This window comes from Mesorhizobium album, assembly GCF_033977205.1.
Taxonomy (GTDB): Bacteria; Pseudomonadota; Alphaproteobacteria; order Rhizobiales; family Rhizobiaceae; genus Mesorhizobium; species Mesorhizobium album.
The window spans coordinates 85,783-106,004 of sequence record NZ_JAVIIW010000001.1; the positions used below are offsets into that span (position 1 = coordinate 85,783).

Consider the following 20,222-nt stretch of genomic DNA (forward strand, 5'->3'; position numbering starts at 1 on the left):
GGACAAGGCTTTGCCTTGCCCGTACATGACAAGGCTCTGCACCAGCTATAAGGTCCGCCCATGACGAATGCCGCCCTCAACGACGAAGAGCTCGAACGCTATGCCCGCCACATCGTGCTGCCCGAAATCGGCGGCGCCGGCCAGCAGAAGCTGAAGCGGGCGCGGGTGCTGGTGATCGGCGCCGGCGGGCTCGGCGCTCCGGTGCTGGAATATCTTGCTGCCGCCGGCGTCGGCACGCTCGGCATCGTCGACGACGACGATGTCTCGCTGTCCAACCTGCAGCGGCAGGTGATCCATGGCAGCGACACGATCGGCATGGCAAAGACCGACAGCGCCTCGGCGGCGATCATGCGCATCAACCCCAATGTCGCGGTTGAACTGCATCGCCTACGGCTGACGGCGCAAAACGCCCCTGCCCTCGTCGCTGGCTACGATGTCATCGTCGACGGCTCCGACAATTTCGCGACACGCTATGCGCTGGCCGATGCATGCGCCCAGGAAAAGAAGCCTCTGGTCACCGCAGCCGTCGGCCGCTTCGACGGCTCGGTGACGGTGCTGAAGCCATATGAGACCGGCGCCGACGGCAAGCGCAATCCAAGCTACCGCGACCTTTTCCCGGAAGCGCCGCCCGAAGGGCTGGTGCCGTCCTGCGCCGTTGCCGGCATCGTCGGCGCGCTGACGGGCGTCATCGGCACGCTGGAGGCGATGGAGACGATCAAGCTGATCGCCGGCATCGGCGAGCCGCTGGTCGGCCGGCTGCTGCTTTATGACGGACTCACCGCCCGCTTCGACACCGTCCGCTACAAGGCAGTCTGAACCGATGGACCAGTTGGCAACAACCCTTGTCACCGAACTTCCGCCGGACTTCGCGCAATGGGACGAATTGCTGGCGCTGATCCTGCGCGCCTTCGCCTATATGGACGGCGTCATCGACCCGCCGTCCTCGGCGCATCTGCTGACACCGGAAAGCCTCAGGCGCAAGGCGGGGCAGGAGACGGGGTTCCTGGCAGTGGAGAACGGCCCGATCGTCGGCTGCATCTTCGCGCTGGAGAGGGAGAGGGATTTCTATGTCGGCAAGCTTGCCGTCGAGCCCGGCCTTCAGGGTCGGGGCATAGGCGGGCGGCTGATGCAGGCCGTCGAGGATCTTGCTCGCCGGCGCGGCAAGCAGGCCATCGAGCTGCAGACGCGCATCGAGCTGACAGCGAACCATGCCGCCTTCGCCCGGCTCGGCTTTCGCGAGGCAGGGCGCACGGCGCATGAGGGTTACGACCGGCCGACCTCGATCACCATGCGCAAGGTGCTGTCTTGAGCCTCGTGCTCAGCCCGCAAGAACAAGCGATCGCCGCCGGCAGCGACGGCGCCGCCATGGCAATGCGCATCGTCGCCGAGAGTGCGCGGCTGCTCGGTGCTCCGCGGCTTATCCCAATCGCCTCGGCGCATATCGACGGCGCGCTCTATCACGGCGATTCCGGCACGCTGTTCGCCGAGCGGCTGGTCGAGGGCGGCGCCAGAGTCACGGTGCGCGCGACGCTCAATGTCGGAGCGCTCGACCTGATGGGCTGCTCGCGCATCCGCCTGGAGGAGCCGCAGCGCGGCATGGCGCGGCGGATGATGGAGGCCTATCGCGAGCTCGGCTGCGAGCAGAGCTGGACCTGCGCGCCCTATCAGGCCGGGCACAGACCAGCGAAGGGCAGCGATGTCGCCTGGGGCGAATCCAATGCCGTGGTGTTCTGCAATTCGGTGCTGGGCGCGCGCACGAACCGTTATGGCGATTTCCTCGACATTGCCTGCGCCATCACCGGCCGGGCGCCGGATTATGGCCTGCATCGCCCGGAGAACCGCAGAGCGCGGCTGATATTCGACGTCTCCGGCCTTTCGCCTTCCTTCCTCGCTTCCGAGATCGCCTGGCCGGTGCTGGGCAGCCTCTATGGCCGCGAGGTCGGCGATGCGGTCGGTGTGGTCACGGGCATTACCAATTATCCTGGCGAGGACGCGCTGAAGGCCTTCGGCGCTGCGGCGGCATCGTCCGGCGCGGTCGGGCTCTTCCACATTGCCGGAGTGACGCCCGAGGCTTCCGAGGTCGAAACTATCCTGGCGGAGCCGGGACCGGGGGCGGTGGTCCGTGTCACGCCGCAGATGGTGGCGAAGGCGCGCGCCGACCTGTCGACCGCCGCAACGGCCGAGACGATCGATGCGGTGGCGATCGGCAGCCCGCATCTGTCCTCAGCCGAATTCGACATGCTGGAGCGGCTGATCGCCGGAAGACGGCTTGCCGTGCCGATCTATGCCTGCACCGGCCGTCATGTGCTTGGCTTGCTGGAACAGGACGGGCGGCGGAAGCGGCTCGAAGCAAGCGGCGTCGTCATCGTCGCCGACACCTGCGTGGTGGTGACGCCGATCATGCCGGAGCTGGCAGGCGGCGTGCTGATGACCAATTCGGGCAAATTCGCGCATTACGCCCCCGGCAACACCGGCTATGCGGTGCTCTACGCCTCGCTCGCCGACTGCGTCGAAAGCGCGGTCGCCGGCAAGCCGCGCTTCACGGATATCGCCGCATGAGCGCCGCCGCCGAAATCCTGGTGCCGGGCAAGGCCGGTAAAGGCGAAGCGCTGGTGCTGACGGCGCCGATCAGCTTCTGGGGCGGCGTCGACCCTCAGAGCGGCCGCATCGCCGACGTGCGCCATCCGCAGCATGGCGAGGCGATTTCCGGCCGCGTGCTGTTCCTGCCGGGCACGATCGGCTCGTCATCGGCTTCGGCCGTGCTGATGGAGCTGGTCCACAACGGCCGCGCGCCGGCCGCACTCGTGTTGCACGAACCGGACGCCATCCTGCTGCTCGGGCTGATCGTCGCCCGGGAAATGGGCTGGGAGACGCCGGTGGCGGTGCGGCTTGGGCGCGGCGCGTTCGACAGCTATCGCGGAACCAGCGTGAACGTCGCCGAAGACGGCACTCTTACCGTCGCCGCCTGATCAACCGCTTTAAGTCTTTGTATTCACGCATGTCGTTTTCCCAAAACCGCTGGACACTTTTGGGCGACATGCGTCAGGTCCTGAGCGGCAGCACGCGGTCCGGCGGGCGGTGGCCGTCGAAGAAGGCGCGAATGTTGATGATCACCTTCTCGCCCATGTCGATGCGGCCTTCGAGCGTGGCCGAGCCCATATGGGGCAGAAGAACGACCTTGCCCTTGTGGGCGAGCCGCAACAGCTTGCTGTTCAGCGCCGGCTCATGCTCGTAGACGTCGAGGCCGGCGCCGGCGATCTTGCCGTCCTGGATCAGCTTGACCAGCGATTCCTCATCGATGATGTCGCCGCGCGCGGTGTTGACGATGTAAGCCGTGGGCTGCATCAGCGCCAGGCGCCGGGCGGACAAGAGATGGAAGGTCGCCGGCGTCGACGGGCAGTTGACCGAGATGATGTCCATGCGGGCGAGCATCTGGTCGAGGCTTTCCCAGTAGGTCGCTTCCAGCTCGTCCTCGACCGCCGGCAGCACGCGATGGCGATTGTGGTAGTGGATGGAGAGGCCAAACGCCTTGGCACGCCTGGCGACCGCCGTGCCGATGCGGCCCATGCCGACGATGCCGAGCCGCTTGCCCCAGATGCGGCGGCCGAGCATCCAGGTCGGCGACCAGCCGGCCCATTTCTTCTCGCCGGTGAGCACATTGGCGCCTTCGGTGAGCCGCCGCGGCACGGCAAGCATCAGCGCCATGGTCATGTCGGCGGTGTCTTCGGTGAGCACATTCGGCGTGTTGGTGACGGTGATTCCCTTCTTGGCCGCCGCCGCGACGTCGATCTTGTCGACGCCATTGCCGAAATTGGCGATCAGCTTCAGGTTCTCGCCGGCCTGGGCGATCAGCGCGGCATCGATATGGTCGGTGATGGTCGGGACGAGAACGTCGGCTTCCTTGACCGCCGCGACCAGCTCAGGCTGGGTCATCGGCCGGTCCTCGACGTTGAGACGCGCATCGAACAGCTCGCGCATGCGTGTCTCGACCGGATCGGGCAGCTTGCGCGTGATGACGACGAGGGGCCGTTTTTTGCCTGCCATTGTATCCCCGAAGCTTCCTCGAAACCGATCTCGTTGAGACCTCTTTAACCAAGACAGGCGAAACTTATAGCCAGTCGCGGCATCAGCCCACTCCTGTAACAAGCAGTGCCGCCGAAGACAAAGAAAAAGGGGCGCTCATCCCGACGGACCGGCGCCGAAAGGAATGAAGGTGTCTGGTTTCGCGTCGCTTCGCCTGGCTTTCAGCGCAGCCGTCCTCGGCGCTTTGCTTTGCGTGCCACAGGCATCCGCGCAGAGCGCGGCAGCGCCCGCACAAACGGTGACGCTCGGGCCGAGCGGGCTACCGCTGCCGCGTTTCGTCAGCCTTAAACCGGCCCGGGTCAACGCGCGCGTCGGCCCCGGCGCCAATTATTCGGTCAACTGGATGTACATGAAGGCCGGGCTGCCGATGGAAGTGATCCAGGAATTCGACACCTGGCGCCGCGTGCGCGATGCCGACGGATCAGAGGGCTGGATCAACCAGTCGCTGCTTTCGGGCCGCCGCACGGCAATCGTCGCGCCCTGGCAGCGCGGCAAGGGCGGCCGAATCAATCTGCTCGACGAGCCCGACAAGGATGCGGGCGTCGTCGCCATCGTCGAGCCAGGAGTGATAGGCTCGATCAAGAAATGCGACGGCCAGTGGTGCGAAATGACCTTCGAGGGCCATACCGGCTGGATGGCCCAGTCCCAGGTCTGGGGCGCCTATCCCGGCGAAAAGTTCAAGAATTGATCCTGGCCCGGTCGCGTCCGATGCGACCGAGATGCGTGTCCTGAAAACCTGTGGGCAGTTTCAGACCGTAGCCTAGGGAGCGGTCGATGGCTATGTGGGCGATCCAGATCAGCGCCACCGCTGTCGTGACCGGACCGGCAAACAGGATGCCTACAAGCGCAAGCGCGATCGGGGCTATCAGGATGTGCAGGGCGTTGTAGGCCACCGCACCGATCCGCGGGCCGGCGAGGTATCCGAGCATCGACAGGTCCGGCGCCAGGATGAGCAGCGCAAACAGCCACCAGGAGATGCCGATCATCTTGTAAAAGAGCATGGCCGCCACCGCGGCTGCGCCCCATTCAAGCCGGACTGCCAGATCGACAGGTCTCATCGCGGGCGGATCAGCCGCGGCGCTTCGGGCGCAGCCTCACCACGATGTCGACGTTGGCGATTTCCATGCCTTCCGGGGGCTCCGGCAGGTTGGAGACGCTCACCGGGCCGCTGGCGATATCGAAGATGCGGTTCTCGCCCTCGACGTAGAAGTGGTGATGATCGGAGGTGTTGGTGTCGAAATAGGTCTTCGACCCTTCGACCGCGAGGATGCGCAGCAGGCCGGCCTGGGTGAACTGATGCAGCGCATTGTAGACGGTCGCCAGCGAAACCGGCACGCCGGCGGCAATCGCCTCTTCGTGCAGCTCCTCGGCCGAGAGATGCCGGTCGCCCTTGGCGAAAAGCAGATCGGCCAGCGCGATGCGCTGACGCGTCGGCCTCAGGCCGGCTTCGCGAACCCGCTTGTCCACAGCAACATTTTCCTTCCGGCAGCCCGAATCCATCTATCCCGTCGAAGCTCGTGGCTCAGCCCCCTAAACAGGTCCAGAGCGGCAAAAAGACGTCAATGCCAAAAACTGGACACCTCCCGACATATATTCTGTCGCCCAAATGCGATCAATAGCGCGCATTGACCCAGGCAGGCGCACGGGTTAAGCGCAAACGCCGGTTTCCGGGCGCAAACAGAGTGTGTTAGGAAACCAAGGACATGGGCGCCCTGCCGCCCGGAACGAGAACGGGGACGGAGTTAATGGCGGGTCAAAAGTCCAGCTACGATTACGAGGAACTGCTTGCCTGCGCCCGCGGCGAGCTGTTCGGACCCGGAAACGCCCAGCTGCCCTATCCGCCGATGCTGATGTTCGACCGGATCACCGAGATCCGCGAGACCGGCGGCGCCTTCGACAAGGGCTTCATCCGCGCCGAATTCGACATCAAGCCGGATCTATGGTTCTTCGCCTGTCATTTCATCGGCAACCCGATCATGCCGGGCTGCCTCGGCCTCGACGCCATGTGGCAGTTGACCGGCTTCTACCTCGGCTGGCTCGGCGAGCCGGGCAAGGGCATGGCGCTGTCGACCGGTGAGGTGAAGTTCAAAGGCATGGTGACGCCGTCGGTCAAGAAGGTCGAATACGGCGTCGACTTCAAGCGCGTGATGCGCGGCCGCCTTGTGCTCGGCATCGCCGATGGCTGGCTCAAGGCGGACGGCGAACCCATATACGCGGCAACGGATCTGAAAGTCGGCCTGTCCAAGCAGTCGGCCGCCTGATCGTTTTTCGCCACGGCTCCGTGTCCGACAGATGCGCAAGGACGCCGCAGTAGTTTATTTTGCGTATGATCGAAGGCGAAAACCGACTAGGTTTCCGCCGGAATACGCCGGAAGGAGTTGCGAATGAGACGTGTCGTAGTGACAGGCCTCGGCATTGTGTCGTCGATCGGCAACAACGCCAATGAAGTGCAGGCCTCGCTTTACGATGCCAAGTCCGGCATCAGCTTTTCCAATTCCTTCGCCGAGCACGGCTTCCGCTGCCAGGTGTGGGGTGCGCCGACGCTCGACCCGTCGCCGATGATCGACCGCCGCGCCATGCGCTTCCTGAGCCAGGGCGCTGCCTGGAACCATGTCGCCATGGATCAGGCGATCGCGGATGCCGGCCTCGGCGAAAGCGACATCACCAATGAGCGGACCGGCATTGTCATGGGCTCCGGCGGGCCGTCGACCAGGACCATCGTCGAAGCCGCCGAAACCACGCTCAAGAACGGCAGCCCGAAGCGCATCGGCCCGTTCGCCGTGCCGAAGGCGATGTCGTCGACGGCTTCGGCCACTTTGGCCACCTGGTTCAAGATCCACGGCGTCAACTACTCGATCTCGTCGGCCTGCTCGACCTCGGCGCATTGCATCGGCAACGCCTACGAGCTGATCCAGTGGGGTAAGCAGGATATGATGTTTGCCGGCGGCCATGAGGATCTCGACTGGACGATGTCGGACCTGTTCGATGCCATGGGCGCCATGTCGTCGAAATTCAATGACAAGGCATCGACCGCTTCCCGCGCCTATGACGTGAACCGCGACGGCTTCGTCATCGCCGGCGGCGCGGGCGTGCTGGTGCTGGAGGAGCTGGAGCACGCCAAGGCGCGCGGCGCCAAGATCTATGCCGAGATCGTCGGCTACGGCGCGACCTCCGACGGCTACGACATGGTCGCTCCTTCGGGAGAAGGCGCGGTGCGCTGCATGCGGCAGGCGCTTGCCACAGTGTCTTCGCCGGTCGACTACATCAACACCCACGGCACTTCGACGCCGGTCGGCGATTCCAAGGAAATGGGTGCCATCCGCGAGGTGTTCGGCGACAAGATGCCGTTCATCACCTCGACGAAGTCCCTCACCGGCCATTCGCTGGGCGCCGCCGGTGTCCAGGAATCAATCTACTCGATCCTGATGATGCAGGGCGGCTTCATCGGCGAGAGCGCCCATATCGAGGAGCTCGATCCGGAGTTCGAGGGCATGCCGATCGTGCGCAAGCGCATCGACAACGCCAGGATCGACACCGTTTTGTCCAATTCCTTCGGCTTCGGTGGCACCAACGCAACGCTGATTTTCCAGCGCTTTTCCGCATAAGGATTGCCGGACATGGACGGGCTGATGAAGGGCAAGCGCGGGCTTGTCATGGGGGTTGCCAACGATCATTCGATCGCCTGGGGCATCGCCAAAAAATTGTCCGAGCATGGAGCGGAACTGGCCTTCACCTACCAGGGCGATGCCTTCGGCCGGCGGGTCAAGCCGCTTGCCGAGAAGCTTGGCGCCTCGCTGGTCGTGCCGTGCGACGTCGAGGACAGCGCCTCTGTCACCGCCACCTTCGAAACACTCCGCGAGGCCTGGGGCGGACTGGATTTCGTGGTCCACGCCATCGGCTTTTCCGACAAGAACGAGCTCAAGGGCCTCTACGCCGACACCAGCCGCGACAACTTCGTCCGCACCATGGTGATCTCCTGCTATTCCTTCACCGAGGTCGCCCGCAATGCCGCCGCGCTGATGACGAATGGCGGCTCGATGATCACCCTGACCTATGCCGGGTCGGTGCGTGTCATGCCGAACTACAATGTCATGGGTGTCGCCAAGGCCGGGCTAGAGGCCAGCGTGCGCTATCTCGCCAACGACTACGGCCCGCGCGGCATCCGGGTGAACGGCATCTCGGCAGGTCCGGTGCGGACGCTCGCCGGCTCCGGCGTTTCCGACGCACGCCATATGTTTTCCTATCAGCAGCGCAATTCGCCGCTGCGGCGCACGGTGACCATCGACGAGGTCGGTGGCTCGGCGCTCTACCTGCTCTCCGATCTGTCTTCGGGGGTCACCGGCGAGATCCACTATGTCGATAGCGGCTACCACATCGTCTCCATGCCGACGCTCGATGAGCTGAAGCAGAACGACGGCGGCCGCGAATAATTCGCTAACGAAAAAGCTCTTTCCAGTAAAATTGAGCGCATCGGCGGAAACCCATTTTAAGGAGATTTCCGCTAGGAGGTCCTGTAGTACAGGGACCTTGCATGCGTGCAGTCAGCAACCCGAAGCGAACACCGCTGTTCCGGCTGATCACCGTCGCCAGCTCGGGCATGGGCAGTTTTATCCTCGGACTCTGGGGCCTCCAGCTCGGTCTCGGCGGCGGTCTGGGCGGCTTGCCGGCGGAAACGGTAGGGGGTGTCGTCGCCGCGCTCTGCGCCCTTTCAGCCGGTGGCGCCGCGCTCTCCTTCTTCGCGGGCGTCGATGAATCGGCCGACTACGTCTTCAAGGAAACGCATTTCGACAAGCTGACCGGCGCGCTGTCGCGCCAGGCGATTGTCGGAAAGGTCGCCGCGGCTGCAGCGGAAACGGTCGAGACCGGCGAACCGGTCTACCTGATCGATATAGACATCGACCGCTTCAAGCAGATCAACGACGCCATTGGCTACAGCCATGGCGACGAGCTGATCCGCGCCTTCACCAGAAGGCTGAGGGAGAGCATGCCGCAGGATGCGGTGATCGGGCGCATCGGCGCCGGCGAATTCGCCGTGCTCCTGCCGGACCGCGAGATCCGGGGATCGCTTGAACGGTTCCTCGAAACGCTGATCAACCAGATGACGGAGCCCTACCAGCTCCAGACGCACCTGCAGTCCGTCAGTATGTCGGTCGGCATCGTGGCGATGCCGAAGGACGGCGTCGACCCGGTGCTCGTCATGCGCCGCTCGAATCTGGCGCTGCAGAATGCGCGCGCAAGCGGCATCGGCAACTGGTCGGTCTTCCATGCCGATATGGGACGGGTGGCGGACTACCGGCAATGGATCGAATCCGAGCTGAAAACCGCCTTCGACCGCGGCGACTTCCATCTCCACTACCAGCCGCAATTCGATCTGCCGAGCGGCCGCGTGATCGGTTACGAGGCATTGATCCGCTGGAAGCACCCGGAACGCGGTATGATCGCGCCGATGGAATTCATTCCGATCGCCGAGGAAACCGGCATGATCAATCCGATCGGCGAATGGGTGCTGCGCAAGGCCTGCAGCGACGCCCAATATCTGCCGGAGGATTGCTTCGTCGCCGTCAACATCTCGCCGGTCCAGTTCATGACCAAGGACTTCGTCGGCATCGTGCGCGAGGCCATGGCATCGACCGGCATCAAGCCGTCGCGGCTGGAGCTCGAAGTCACCGAGACGGCGATGATGCAGGACCGTAATCGCGCGGCCGTCATACTGCGGCAGCTCGCCGACATGGGCATCTCGGTGGCTGTCGACGATTTCGGCACCGGCTATTCCAATCTGAGCTATCTGATCGATTTCTCGTTCGGCAAGCTCAAGATCGACCGCTCCTTTGTCAGCCGTATCGATACCGATTCCAGCTCGGGCGCGGTGGTGTCCACGATCGTCGGCCTGTCGCGGGCGCTCGGCGTTGGCATCATCGCCGAAGGCGTCGAGACCGAGAGCCAGGCAACGCTGCTCCGAGCGGCCGGCTGCGAAGTGGTGCAAGGCTATCTGTTCGGCCGGCCGGCGCCGCTCAAGATCGAGCTCGGCCAGGCAAGCCCAGTCCACGCCACGCGCGAGCCGGCACGCCTCGTCAGCCTGCAATAATCGCCTCAGCGACGAGCCGAAAGCACCTTGAACATGCCGTCGCGGGCTATCTCGGCATGGCTGGAAAAGGCAGCCGCCAGCACCTGTTCGTAAGGCAGCTGCCGATTGGCGACCATGAACAGCCGCCCTCCGGGCTTCAGCGCCTTCGACGCGACACGGATGATGCCGGCGCCGATACCGGGCTCCGCCGCCCGGCCGCTATGAAAGGGCGGGTTCATGACGATCGCGTCGTAGCGCCTCTCGACCGTCTCGGTCAGCAGGTCCGTCCAGAAGAAGCGCGGCTCCATGGGGGCACGGACATTGAGCCTGGCCGCCTCCAGGGCTTCGAAATCGGCTTCGTAGAGATCGAGGCCGGAGAGCCTCGTCGAGCGCACCGCCACTTCCGCCGCCAGATAGCCCCAGCCGGCGCAGAAATCGGCGACGTTGCCACTGAGATCATTGGGCAGGTTCGCGGCGAGCAGCTTGGAGCCGGTATCGATCCGGTCGAACGAAAACATGCCCGGCGCGGTGCGGAAGCGACCTTCGACGACCAGATCGGGATTGGCAGCACGAAGCGCCTGCCCTGCCTCGGCGCCGGCCCGGCGGAACCAGAAGGCGACGCCGTGATGTTTCGGCAGGCTGGCCTCGAGCGGCACCAGCGCGTTAATCCGTTTGCGGAGGCTGTCGATGCCGTCGTCCTTGCCGCCGGCAACGACGATCAACCCGCCCGGCAGGGTACGCTCAAGGGCTTCGGCGATGCGCAGCTCGTTCTGGCCGCGATGCCGGCCGGCAAGCACGAGGGCTGCGTCATAGCCTGAACCTTCCGCCCTAGGCGTGACGGTGTTGCCGGCTGCCTGCAGGGCGCGAAAATGCGGCCGAAAGCCTTGCACGAGATGCAGCGCCGCATCGAAGCCGCCGGGCAAATGGAAACCAGGCTCAGCGCCCAGGAACAGGACGCGGGCGTTCTTTCGCTGCAAAGGCAGCGCCTCGGCCTCGAACGGATGAAACAGCGTTTTCAGCGGCTCCGCGGCCATTCGCATAACTCTCCAAACAAAAACGGGCGCGACCTCGCGGCGCGCCCGTTTCAGCTATCCGATCAGGCCAATCAGGCGGCGTCTTCCTCGCCTTCCGGCTTCTTCTTCTCCTGGACGATCTCCTTGCCGGTCGCCTGGTCGACGACCTTCATCGACAGGCGAACCTTGCCGCGCTCGTCGAAGCCCATCAGCTTGACCCAGACCTTGTCGCCTTCCTTGACGACGTCCGAGGTCTTGGCGACGCGCTCATTGGCGAGCTGCGAGATGTGCACGAGACCGTCGCGTGGGCCGAAGAAGTTGACGAAGGCGCCGAAGTCGGCCGTCTTGACGACGGTGCCCTCGTAGATCTCGCCGACTTCCGGCTCGGCAACGATGGTATGGATCCACTTGCGCGCCGCCTCGATCTCCTTGGCGTTGGACGAAGCGATCTTGACCGTGCCGTCGTCCTCGATGTTGATCTTGGCGCCGGTCTTCTCGACGATCTCGCGGATCACCTTGCCGCCGGAGCCGATCACGTCGCGGATCTTGTCGGTCGGGATGTGCATGACCTCGATGCGCGGGGCGAACTCGCCGAGCTCGGCGCGCGAAGAAGAGATGGCGTGCGCCATCTCGCCGAGGATGTGCAGGCGGCCTTCCTTGGCCTGGCCGAGCGCGATGCCCATGATCTCCTCGGTGATGCCATCGATCTTGATGTCCATCTGCAGCGAGGTGACGCCGTTGGCGGTGCCGGCGACCTTGAAGTCCATGTCGCCGAGATGGTCCTCGTCGCCGAGGATGTCGGAGAGCACCGCGAAGCGCTCGCCTTCCTTGATCAGGCCCATGGCGATGCCGGCCACCGGCTTGGCGATCGGCACGCCGGCATCCATCAGCGCCAGCGAAGTACCGCAGACGGTCGCCATCGAGGACGAGCCGTTGGACTCGGTGATCTCCGAGACGACGCGCAGCGTGTAGGGGAACTGGTCCGCCGAAGGCAGCATCGGGTGGATCGCGCGCCAGGCAAGCTTGCCGTGGCCGATTTCGCGGCGGCCCGGCGAGCCCATGCGGCCGGTTTCACCAACCGAATAGGGCGGGAAGTTGTAGTGGAGAAGGAACTTCTCCTTGTACATACCGGTGAGCGAATCGACGAACTGCTCATCCTCGCCGGTGCCGAGCGTGGCCACGACCAGAGCCTGCGTCTCCCCGCGGGTAAACAGCGCCGAGCCATGGGTGCGCGGCAGCACACCGACCTCGGAGATGATCTTGCGCACGGTCTTGAGGTCACGGCCGTCGATGCGCGAGCCGGTGTCGAGGATGTTCCAGCGCACGACCTTGGCCTGGAGTTCCTTGAAGACGGTTGCGATCTGCTCGGAGGAATATTTCGGCTCCTCGCCTTCGGCCGGTGCGAATGCGGCCTTGACCTTCGCCTTGACGGCGTCGACAGCGGCATAGCGGGCCTGCTTCTCGGTGATCTTGTAGGCTTCGCGAAGCTCGTCGCCGACGATCTTCAGCATCTCGCCTTCGAGCTCGGAATAATCCGGCGCGGTGAAGTCGCGCGGATCCTTGGCGGCGACCTCGGCCAGCTTGATGATCGCGTCGATCACCGGCTGGAAGCTCTTGTGGCCGAACATGACGGCGCCGAGCATCAGGTCCTCGCTGAGCTCCTTGGCCTCGGATTCGACCATCAGCACGGCGTCGGCGGTGCCGGCGACGACGAGGTCGAGCTTGGATTCCTCCATCTCGTCGATATGCGGGTTGAGCACATATTCGCCGTTGATGTAGCCGACGCGGGCGGCGCCGATCGGGCCCATGAACGGCACGCCGGAGAGCGTCAGCGCGGCCGAGGTGGCGACGATCGACAGGATGTCCGGATCGTTTTCAAGATCGTGCTGGACGACGGTGACGACGATCTGCGTGTCGTTCTTGTAGCCGTCGGCGAAAAGCGGGCGGATCGGGCGGTCGATCAGGCGGGAAACCAGGGTTTCCTTCTCGCTCGGACGGCCCTCGCGCTTGAAATAGCCGCCCGGGATCTTGCCGGCGGCATAGGTCTTTTCCTGGTAGTTGACGGTGAGCGGGAAGAAATCGAGGCCGGGCTTCGGCTCCTTCATCGAAACGACGGTGGCGAGAACCACGGTCTCGCCGTAGGTGGCGAGCACCGCGCCGTCAGCCTGGCGGGCAATCTTGCCGGTTTCCAGGATGAGCGGACGGCCGCCCCACTCGATTTCCACTTTGTGATGATTGAACATTTCTTGTCCTTCATATGCGGAAAGGACCGCGCCGTCTCCACGGTCGCGGGCATCCCTTCCTGGCTTCCTTCGGGCAGCCACGGGCAAGACAACGGGAAGCTCGGCAGGTCCGGCATACTGCCGAGCGAGCATCCTGCAATCCTGCCCCATGACCGTCCATGGGCGGTTCCGAATGGCCCTCTGCACTTCCGGAACCGGGTCTGGCCGACCGCTCGGCCGGCCTTGCGCATGACGCCGGAAACCCTGTTTCCGGAAGGCGCCGCGCGCGAATTCAAATTTCCTTCTTCGGCACCGGGGCACCGGACCATCCGATGCGCCAATGCGCGACCGGCGGGCCCTCCGGAGAGAGCCCGCCGGTCAATTCGTCAGCGACGCAGACCGAGCTTGTCGATTAGCGTCTGGTAGCGCGCGTCGTCCTTGCGCTTGAGGTAATCAAGCAGGCTGCGGCGCTGGGAAACGAGAGCAAGCAGACCACGGCGGGAATGGTTGTCCTTCTTGTGGTCCTTGAAGTGCTCCGTCAGGTTCTTGATGCGCTCGGAAAGGATGGCAACCTGGACTTCCGGGGAACCGGTATCGCCCTTGGCGGTCGCGAATTCGGCCATCAATTCCTTCTTGCGCTCGGCAGTAATCGACATCGTGTTTTTCCTTATCTGTTCGAGGAAACGGGACGCCCACGGCCGGGATGTCGTCCAGCGGGGGCCGGTGCAAGCAACGCGTCAAGGCGCGAAGCTGCGGCGCATATAGTGCAATTCCCGGCAAAACACCAGCCCAAATGTCAAGCCGGCTTGTCGCAGGTCCTGCCGCCAAAACAAAGGTTTGCGGGAGGCTATAGCCACTTCTTCCATTTGAAGAAAGCGATCAGTCCGACGGCAATAATTGCCATGAACAACAGGGCCGCCGGATAGCCGTAATAGGTTTTCAGCTCAGGCATGTTCCAGGGCGAGCTTTCCGGCTCGAAGTTCATGCCCCAGACGCCGACCAGAAAAGTGAGCGGCATGAAGATCACCGAGACGATCGTCAGATAGGAAATGACGTCGTTGGTGCGCGCCTGGGTCAGCGACAGATGCATCTCGATCAGTCCGGTCAGCATGTCGCGCTGGTTCTCGACCAGCTCGATCAGCCGCAGCGAATGGTCGAGCGTGTCGTTGAAGAAGATCTTGGTCTCGGCCTTCACGAAGGTCACATCGTTGCGGATCAGCGTCGCCAGCGTATCGCGCATCGGCCACAGCGCGCCTTTCAGCACGTTGGCGGCGCGCCGCAACTCGTGCAGCTGCCGCATCTGATGCTTGTGCGGCGTGTTGAGCATCTGGTCCTCGATGCCGTCGACCAGTTCGCTCGCCGCCTCGATCGGCGGGAAATAGCTGTCGGCGATGGCATCGATCAGCGCGTAGGCGAGATAGTCGGCGCCGCGCGAGCGCAGGCGGTTGGGCATGGCCGCCGCGATGCGCTTGCGCACGGGATCGAACGGGTCGCCCTCGCGCTCCTGGAATGTGACGACGAAATTCCTGCCGAAGAATACGGCAATCTGCTCGTAGCGATGGGCGGTGACATCGTCGATCATGCGCATGACGACGAAGGCGTGATCCTCGAAGAAATCCACCTTCGGCCGCTGGCCGCTGTTGACGACATCCTCCAGCGCCAGCGGGTGCAGGTTGAAGATCCGCCCGATCTCCTCGATCAGCTGGATGTTGGCAAGCCCCGTGCAGTCCAGCCAGACGACCGGCCAGCGGTCGTAATGGGTGTTGAGCTCGTCGATGCTGGCATTGTCGATGGTCTTGAATTTTTCGGGCGAGATCAGCGTCAGCCTGAGCTCGCTGCGCCGCGCCGCCGGATCGGCGATCAGCGTGCCGGGCGAAGCACCAACCGGCGGCCGGCGGATCTTCAGCGGCGCGCGTTTCCCGACGCTATCACCCTTTGCCATGGGTTTCTCCGGCGCAAACGTAAGAGCAGTTCAGCGGTCCCGAACTGCTCTAACCATCTGTTTTCACGCAATTCCGGATGGAAGACCGTTACACACTTTTCCTGGAATCGCAGCGACCGAAACTATCCGAGCGCCGTTACCCGGCAAAGACCCGTTTGGGCTTGAACATGCCCTGCTCGATGGCGCCGATGGCAATGAGCTTGCCGCGCGCGGTGGCGCACGCCTCCTCGGCCTCGACCGGCGCATCGCGGCCGCGAATGATGACGGGGTTGCCGAGGCGGATCCTGGTCGCAGCGTCGTCGCTGACCGCCACCTGCGGCAAGCAGTCGAGCGCAACGGCGGTATCGACCAGCAGCGCGTCGATGGCGCTGAAATCGACCGGCGCCTCGGCCTCATCCGAATTCTCGCCGTTCCCGCCGAAGCGGGCCGCTTCGAGCTCGGCGACGGTGACGAAATCGTCCGCCGTGAACGGCTCGACCTCGACGCGGCGCAGCTCGGCGATGTGGCCGAAGCAGCCGAGATCGCGGCCCATGTCGCGCGCCAGTGAGCGCACATAGGTGCCCTTGCCGCATTCGACCTCGAAGACGCTGCGCTCGCCGCTGTGCTCGACGAGATCGAGGCGTCCGATCTCGATCTCGCGGGCGGGGATGTCGACCGTCTCGCCGTCGCGAGCGAGGTCGTAGGCACGCTCGCCGGCGATCTTGATGGCCGAGAATTGCGGCGGCGTCTGCATGATGATGCCGGTGTATTTTGGCAGCAGCGCCCTCACCTCGGCCTCGGCCGGGCGCCGGTCGGAGCTGTTCGTCACCGGGCCTTCGAGGTCGTCGGTCGAGCGTTCCTCGCCCCAGGCGACGGTGAAGCGGTAGATCTTGGCGCCGTCCTGCACGTAAAGCACGGTCTTGGTCGCCTCGCCGAGCGCGATGGGCAGCATGCCGGATGCCAACGGATCGAGCGTGCCGGCATGGCCGGCCTTCTCCGCCTGGAACAGCCATTTGATCTTGGAGACAGCCTCGGTCGAGCCCATGCCGACCGGCTTGTCCAGCACCACCCAGCCGGAAACCGGCCGGCCCTTCTTCTTGCCGCGACGCGCCACTTATTCCTCGTCCTTGTCGTCTTTGTTCTCGTCGCCGTTCCGGTCATCGGGGCCGAGATCGCGCGCAACTTCGGGCGATTTCAGCAACTCGTTGATCCTGGCGAAATTGTCGAAGGAAGTATCGAGCCGGAAGCGGAGCTCCGGCATGTACTTCATCTGCCTGAGCGCGCCTGTGATGCGGCCGCGGACGAATCTGGCGTGCTTGTTGAGCGCACCGACCACGGCGTCGGCGTCGCCGACGCCAAGCGGCGAAACGAAAGCGGTGGCGATCTTGAGATCGGGCGACATGCGCACCTCGGACACCGAGACGACGGTGTTCTCGATCACCGGATCGATGATCTCGCCGCGCTGCAGCGTTTCGGACAGCGCATGGCGCACTTGCTCGCCGACGCGCAGCATGCGCTGGGAGGGGCCTGATGTTGTCGAACGGGGCATTTTCTTCAGTCCTGAAATCGTGAAGCGCGGGATGGGACCGCGCCACATGTCTCAAATACAAAATAAGGATTTCGAGCGGCAGCCTTTCGGCCGCCGCCCGGTCATCCCGGCAAGTATATCCGAATTTAGAGCGTCCTGCTCACCATCTCGACGCGGAAGCACTCGATGACGTCGCCGACACGCATATCTTCGTAGTTCTGGAAGGCCATGCCGCATTCCTGGCCGCCCGGCACTTCCGAGACCTCGTCCTTGAAGCGCTTGAGCGTCTTCAGCGTGCCTTCGTGGACAACGACGTTGTCGCGGATCAGGCGCACGCCCGCGCCACGCTCGACCTTGCCTTCGGTGACACGGCAGCCGGCGATCTTGCCGACCTTCGAGATGTCGAAGATCTCGAGGATCTCGGCATTGCCGATGAAGGTCTCGCGCCGCTCCGGCGAGAGCATGCCGGAAAGCGCCGCCTTCACGTCATCGACGAGATTGTAGATGATCGAATAGTAGCGGATCTCGATGCCCGCGGCGGCCGCGGCCGTGCGCGCCTGCGCATTGGCGCGGACGTTGAAGCCGATGATCGCCGCCCCCGAGGTCTCGGCGAGCGAGACGTCGGTTTCGGTGATGCCGCCGGCGCCCGAATGGACGATGCGGGCGCGCACCTCGTCGTTGCCGAGCTTTTCGAGCGCGGCATTGATCGCCTCGATCGAGCCCTGCACGTCGCCCTTGATGACCAGCGGGAATTCCTTCAGCCCGCTCGTCTGCAACTGCGACATCATCTGCTCGAGCGAGCCGCGCTGGCCGGCATGCTTGGCCACCGCCTTCTCGCGCGCCAGGCGCTGGCGGTACTCGGTGATCTCACGCGCACGCGCCTCGTTGTTGACGACGGCGAAGCGGTCGCCCGCCTGCGGCGTGCCCTGGAGGCCGAGCACCTCGACCGGCATTGCCGGCGGCGCTTCGGGCACATGTTCGCTGCGATCGTTGACGAGCGCGCGGACACGGCCCCATTCGTTGCCGGCGACGAGGATGTCGCCGGGCATCAGCGTGCCGGTCTGCACCAGAACCGTGGCGACCGGACCGCGACCCCTGTCGAGCTTGGCCTCGATGACCGCGCCTTCGGCGGTACGGTCCGGATTGGCCTTGAGGTCGAGGATTTCGGCCTGCAGCAGGATCGCCTCGAGTAGCTTGTCGATGTTGGTGCCCTTGGTCGCCGACACTTCGACGTCCAGCACCTCGCCGCCCATCGATTCGACGAACACTTCATGGCGCAAGAGTTCCGCCCGCACCTTCTGCGGATCGGCGTCGCGCTTGTCGATCTTGTTGATCGCCACGATGATCGGCACACCGGCTGCCTTGGCGTGGTTGATCGATTCGATCGTCTGCGGCATCACGCTGTCGTCGGCCGCCACCACCAGCACGGCGATGTCGGTGACCTGGGCGCCGCGGGCGCGCATGGCCGTGAAGGCGGCGTGGCCAGGCGTGTCGATGAAGGTGATCTTCTGACCGTTCTTCTCGACCTGGTAGGCGCCGATGTGCTGGGTGATGCCGCCGGCCTCGCCGGAGACGACATTGGCGTTGCGGATTGCATCGAGCAGCGAGGTCTTGCCGTGGTCGACATGGCCCATGATGGTCACGACAGGCGGACGCGACACCAGGTCTTCCGGACGGTCGGCGATGTTGAACAGGCCTTCCTCGATGTCGGATTCGGCAACGCGGCGGACCGTATGGCCGAATTCGGAAGCGACCAGCTCAGCCGTGTCGGCGTCGATCACGTCGCCCGGCTTCATCATCTGGCCCTGCTTCATGAAGAACTTGACCACGTCCACGGCGCGCTCGGACATGCGCTGCGCCAGCTCCTGGATGGTGATGGTTTCCGGCAGGATCACTTCGCGCATCACTTTCTCGCGCGGCTCGTTGTGCATCGCGCGCTTGAACTTTTCCTGGCGGCGGCGCATCGACGACAGCGAGCGGCCGCGCGCTTCCTCGTCGGAAAGCGCCGAATTCAGCGTCAGCTTGCCGCGGCGGCGGTCCTCCTCGCCCTTGGTGGGCTTGGCCGGACGCGCCACTTCGGGCGTGGCGAGGCGTCGGGCCGGCGCACCGGCACCACCGCCACCGCCGGCACGCCTCGGCTTGACCTCCTCGTCGTCGTCGGCCGTGGCGACATCGGCGGCCACCGGGGCACGGCGGCGGGCCTCTTCCTCGGCACGACGGCGCGACTCGGCCTCAGCCTGGAGGCGGGCCTCTTCCTCGGCCTGACGGCGTGCGGATTCCTCACGCTCGCGCTTGCGGCGCTCTTCTTCCTCGGCGCGGCGCTTGGCCTCTTCCTGGGCGCGCTGGCGGTCCTCGATCTCACGGGCCTTGGAGCCTTCGAGCGCCCTGCGGCGCGCTTCCATCTCGCCACGCGACAATTCGTTCAGCACCATGCCGGAGCGTTCCGGCTGCGGGGGCAGCGCCTTCGGCGCTTCCTGCACGGCGGGTGCGGCCGGAGCTGCGACCTTCGGCGTGAAGACGGACGGCGCCACCGGCTCCGGCTTGTCGCCGTGCAGCGAGAACTTGCGCTTCTTGGTCTCGACCACGACCGACTTGGTGCGGCCGTGCGAGAAATTCTGGCGCACGGTGCCCTGCTCGAGGCCAGGGCGCTTCAGCGTCAAGGTCTTCTTCGGAGTAACGCTCAACGTCTTGTCGTCGCCCGATTTCGTATCGCTCATTCCATATCCTCTGCGGCATCATCTTCGTCAGCAACGGCCGCAAGCATTGCCAAATCGTCCGGGGTTCCGCCCCGATAACGGTCGAGCGCAACCATGCGCTTCTGAACCGCCTTACCCGCATCCTGCGCGAGGACGGCAGCATGTATCACATTTGTACCCCCCAATGCCAAGCTCAACTCGGCTTCGGGGAAAAGTTTGTAGGCAGGGATGGCGGGGCCGCCGAGATGAACGGTTGCCCGCCGCGCCTGACTGATCTTGCGCACACCGTCGTTAGAGGCCTCGGTCGCGTGCAGCACGAGAAGCGCCTGCCCGTCGCGCACCGCAGCCTCCACCTTGGCGGCGCCTAGAACGACCGCTCCGGCCTTGCGAGCAAGACCCAACATGCCCAGGGCGGATCTGGAAAGCAGCCCGTCGACCATGTCGCCGAGACCGGCGGGAACGGTGACCTGCGCCTTGAAGGCGCGGGCAAACAGGTTCTTCGCCGCTGCCTTGTCGATATGTAGGCGATCAGCGGTGACCCAGCAACCGCGGCCAGGCAGATTTCTCTTGATGTCCGGAACGACGACCGAATCCGGGCCGACGACAAAGCGGATCAGTTCATCCGCTTCGGCCTGCCTGCGCGTGACGATGCAGGTGCGATCGTTCATCTCGTCCACGGGCTTTGCGATGCGCGT

20 protein-coding genes are annotated in these 20,222 nt (G+C 64.5%); 9 read left to right on the forward strand and 11 right to left on the reverse strand.

Annotated elements, in window-relative coordinates; all coding sequences use genetic code 11:
- Window positions 1-60 precede the first annotated feature (60 nt).
- From RFN28_RS00380 to RFN28_RS00395, 4 genes are read left to right on the forward strand one after another with little or no spacing between them, the layout of a single operon-like run.
- Window positions 61-816 (forward strand): molybdopterin-synthase adenylyltransferase MoeB, encoded by a 756-nt coding sequence (locus RFN28_RS00380; RefSeq protein WP_320285384.1) that lies wholly within the window; start codon window positions 61-63, stop codon window positions 814-816.
- Window positions 817-820: 4 nt separating this feature from the next.
- Entirely contained in the window at window positions 821-1,309 is a 489-nt protein-coding gene (locus RFN28_RS00385) for a GNAT family N-acetyltransferase (protein WP_320285385.1), read from the forward strand.
- A 5-nt stretch (window positions 1,310-1,314) separates the two neighbouring features.
- Window positions 1,315-2,559, forward strand: a complete 1,245-nt coding sequence (locus RFN28_RS00390; protein WP_320285638.1) for an aconitase X — start codon at window positions 1,315-1,317, stop codon at window positions 2,557-2,559.
- Entirely contained in the window at window positions 2,556-2,969 is a 414-nt protein-coding gene (locus tag RFN28_RS00395; protein WP_320285386.1) for an aconitase X swivel domain-containing protein, read from the forward strand. Before RFN28_RS00390 ends, RFN28_RS00395 begins: the two co-directional genes overlap by 4 nt.
- 73 nt (window positions 2,970-3,042) lie before the next feature.
- Here the strand turns inward: RFN28_RS00395 and RFN28_RS00400 are convergent, their stop codons facing one another.
- Window positions 3,043-4,044, reverse strand: coding sequence for a 2-hydroxyacid dehydrogenase (locus RFN28_RS00400; protein ID WP_320285387.1), 1,002 nt, complete (start codon window positions 4,042-4,044; stop codon window positions 3,043-3,045).
- Window positions 4,045-4,213: 169 nt separating this feature from the next.
- Here RFN28_RS00400 and RFN28_RS00405 point away from each other — a divergent pair, with 169 nt between their 5' ends.
- The gene (locus tag RFN28_RS00405) at window positions 4,214-4,771 is read left to right on the forward strand and encodes an SH3 domain-containing protein (RefSeq protein ID WP_320285388.1); all 558 of its coding nucleotides are present in this window, start codon (window positions 4,214-4,216) and stop codon (window positions 4,769-4,771) included.
- Here the strand turns inward: RFN28_RS00405 and RFN28_RS00410 are convergent.
- Together RFN28_RS00410 and irrA are read right to left on the reverse strand one after the other, a co-directional pair.
- A complete protein-coding gene (locus RFN28_RS00410; RefSeq protein ID WP_320285389.1) occupies window positions 4,761-5,141 on the reverse strand; it encodes a DUF4260 domain-containing protein in 381 nt (126 codons plus the stop codon). The genes RFN28_RS00405 and RFN28_RS00410 overlap by 11 nt on opposite strands.
- 10 nt (window positions 5,142-5,151) lie before the next feature.
- A complete protein-coding gene (gene irrA / locus RFN28_RS00415) occupies window positions 5,152-5,583 on the reverse strand; it encodes an iron response transcriptional regulator IrrA (protein ID WP_040973447.1) in 432 nt (143 codons plus the stop codon).
- A 245-nt stretch (window positions 5,584-5,828) separates the two neighbouring features.
- On the opposite strand from irrA, the gene fabA reads away from it, so the two are divergent.
- The 4 genes from fabA to RFN28_RS00435 all read left to right on the forward strand — a co-directional run bounded on the left by fabA (window position 5,829) and on the right by RFN28_RS00435 (window position 10,168).
- Window positions 5,829-6,344, forward strand: coding sequence for a 3-hydroxyacyl-[acyl-carrier-protein] dehydratase FabA (fabA, locus tag RFN28_RS00420; RefSeq protein ID WP_040973448.1), 516 nt, complete (start codon window positions 5,829-5,831; stop codon window positions 6,342-6,344).
- Window positions 6,345-6,467: 123 nt separating this feature from the next.
- The gene (gene fabB / locus RFN28_RS00425; protein ID WP_320285390.1) at window positions 6,468-7,688 is read left to right on the forward strand and encodes a beta-ketoacyl-ACP synthase I; all 1,221 of its coding nucleotides are present in this window, start codon (window positions 6,468-6,470) and stop codon (window positions 7,686-7,688) included.
- 12 nt (window positions 7,689-7,700) lie between these two features.
- Window positions 7,701-8,513: an enoyl-ACP reductase FabI gene (fabI, locus tag RFN28_RS00430; protein ID WP_320285391.1), complete on the forward strand. Its 813-nt coding sequence runs from the start codon at window positions 7,701-7,703 to the stop codon at window positions 8,511-8,513.
- Window positions 8,514-8,614: 101 nt separating this feature from the next.
- The gene (locus RFN28_RS00435) at window positions 8,615-10,168 is read left to right on the forward strand and encodes a putative bifunctional diguanylate cyclase/phosphodiesterase (RefSeq protein ID WP_320285392.1); all 1,554 of its coding nucleotides are present in this window, start codon (window positions 8,615-8,617) and stop codon (window positions 10,166-10,168) included.
- Between the two features lie 5 nt (window positions 10,169-10,173).
- On the opposite strand, the gene RFN28_RS00440 is transcribed toward RFN28_RS00435, so the two are convergent.
- From RFN28_RS00440 to RFN28_RS00475, 8 genes are all read right to left on the reverse strand, one after another.
- Window positions 10,174-11,181 (reverse strand): class I SAM-dependent methyltransferase, encoded by a 1,008-nt coding sequence (locus tag RFN28_RS00440; protein WP_320285393.1) that lies wholly within the window; start codon window positions 11,179-11,181, stop codon window positions 10,174-10,176.
- Window positions 11,182-11,252: 71 nt separating this feature from the next.
- Window positions 11,253-13,403, reverse strand: coding sequence for a polyribonucleotide nucleotidyltransferase (gene pnp / locus RFN28_RS00445; protein ID WP_320285394.1), 2,151 nt, complete (start codon window positions 13,401-13,403; stop codon window positions 11,253-11,255).
- 365 nt (window positions 13,404-13,768) lie between these two features.
- On the reverse strand, window positions 13,769-14,038 hold the full coding sequence (rpsO, locus tag RFN28_RS00450) for a 30S ribosomal protein S15 (protein WP_040973454.1): 270 nt from the start codon (window positions 14,036-14,038) through the stop codon (window positions 13,769-13,771).
- A gap of 191 nt (window positions 14,039-14,229) precedes the next feature.
- The gene (gene corA / locus RFN28_RS00455) at window positions 14,230-15,324 is read right to left on the reverse strand and encodes a magnesium/cobalt transporter CorA (RefSeq protein WP_320285395.1); all 1,095 of its coding nucleotides are present in this window, start codon (window positions 15,322-15,324) and stop codon (window positions 14,230-14,232) included.
- 136 nt (window positions 15,325-15,460) lie between these two features.
- Window positions 15,461-16,417 (reverse strand): tRNA pseudouridine(55) synthase TruB, encoded by a 957-nt coding sequence (gene truB, locus RFN28_RS00460; protein WP_320285396.1) that lies wholly within the window; start codon window positions 16,415-16,417, stop codon window positions 15,461-15,463.
- Window positions 16,418-16,852, reverse strand: a complete 435-nt coding sequence (gene rbfA, locus RFN28_RS00465; RefSeq protein WP_320285397.1) for a 30S ribosome-binding factor RbfA — start codon at window positions 16,850-16,852, stop codon at window positions 16,418-16,420.
- Between the two features lie 125 nt (window positions 16,853-16,977).
- The gene (gene infB, locus RFN28_RS00470) at window positions 16,978-19,548 is read right to left on the reverse strand and encodes a translation initiation factor IF-2 (protein WP_320285398.1); all 2,571 of its coding nucleotides are present in this window, start codon (window positions 19,546-19,548) and stop codon (window positions 16,978-16,980) included.
- Window positions 19,545-20,195: an RNA-binding protein gene (locus RFN28_RS00475; protein ID WP_320285639.1), complete on the reverse strand. Its 651-nt coding sequence runs from the start codon at window positions 20,193-20,195 to the stop codon at window positions 19,545-19,547. Before RFN28_RS00475 ends, infB begins: the two co-directional genes overlap by 4 nt.
- Between the last annotated feature and the right edge of the window lie 27 nt (window positions 20,196-20,222).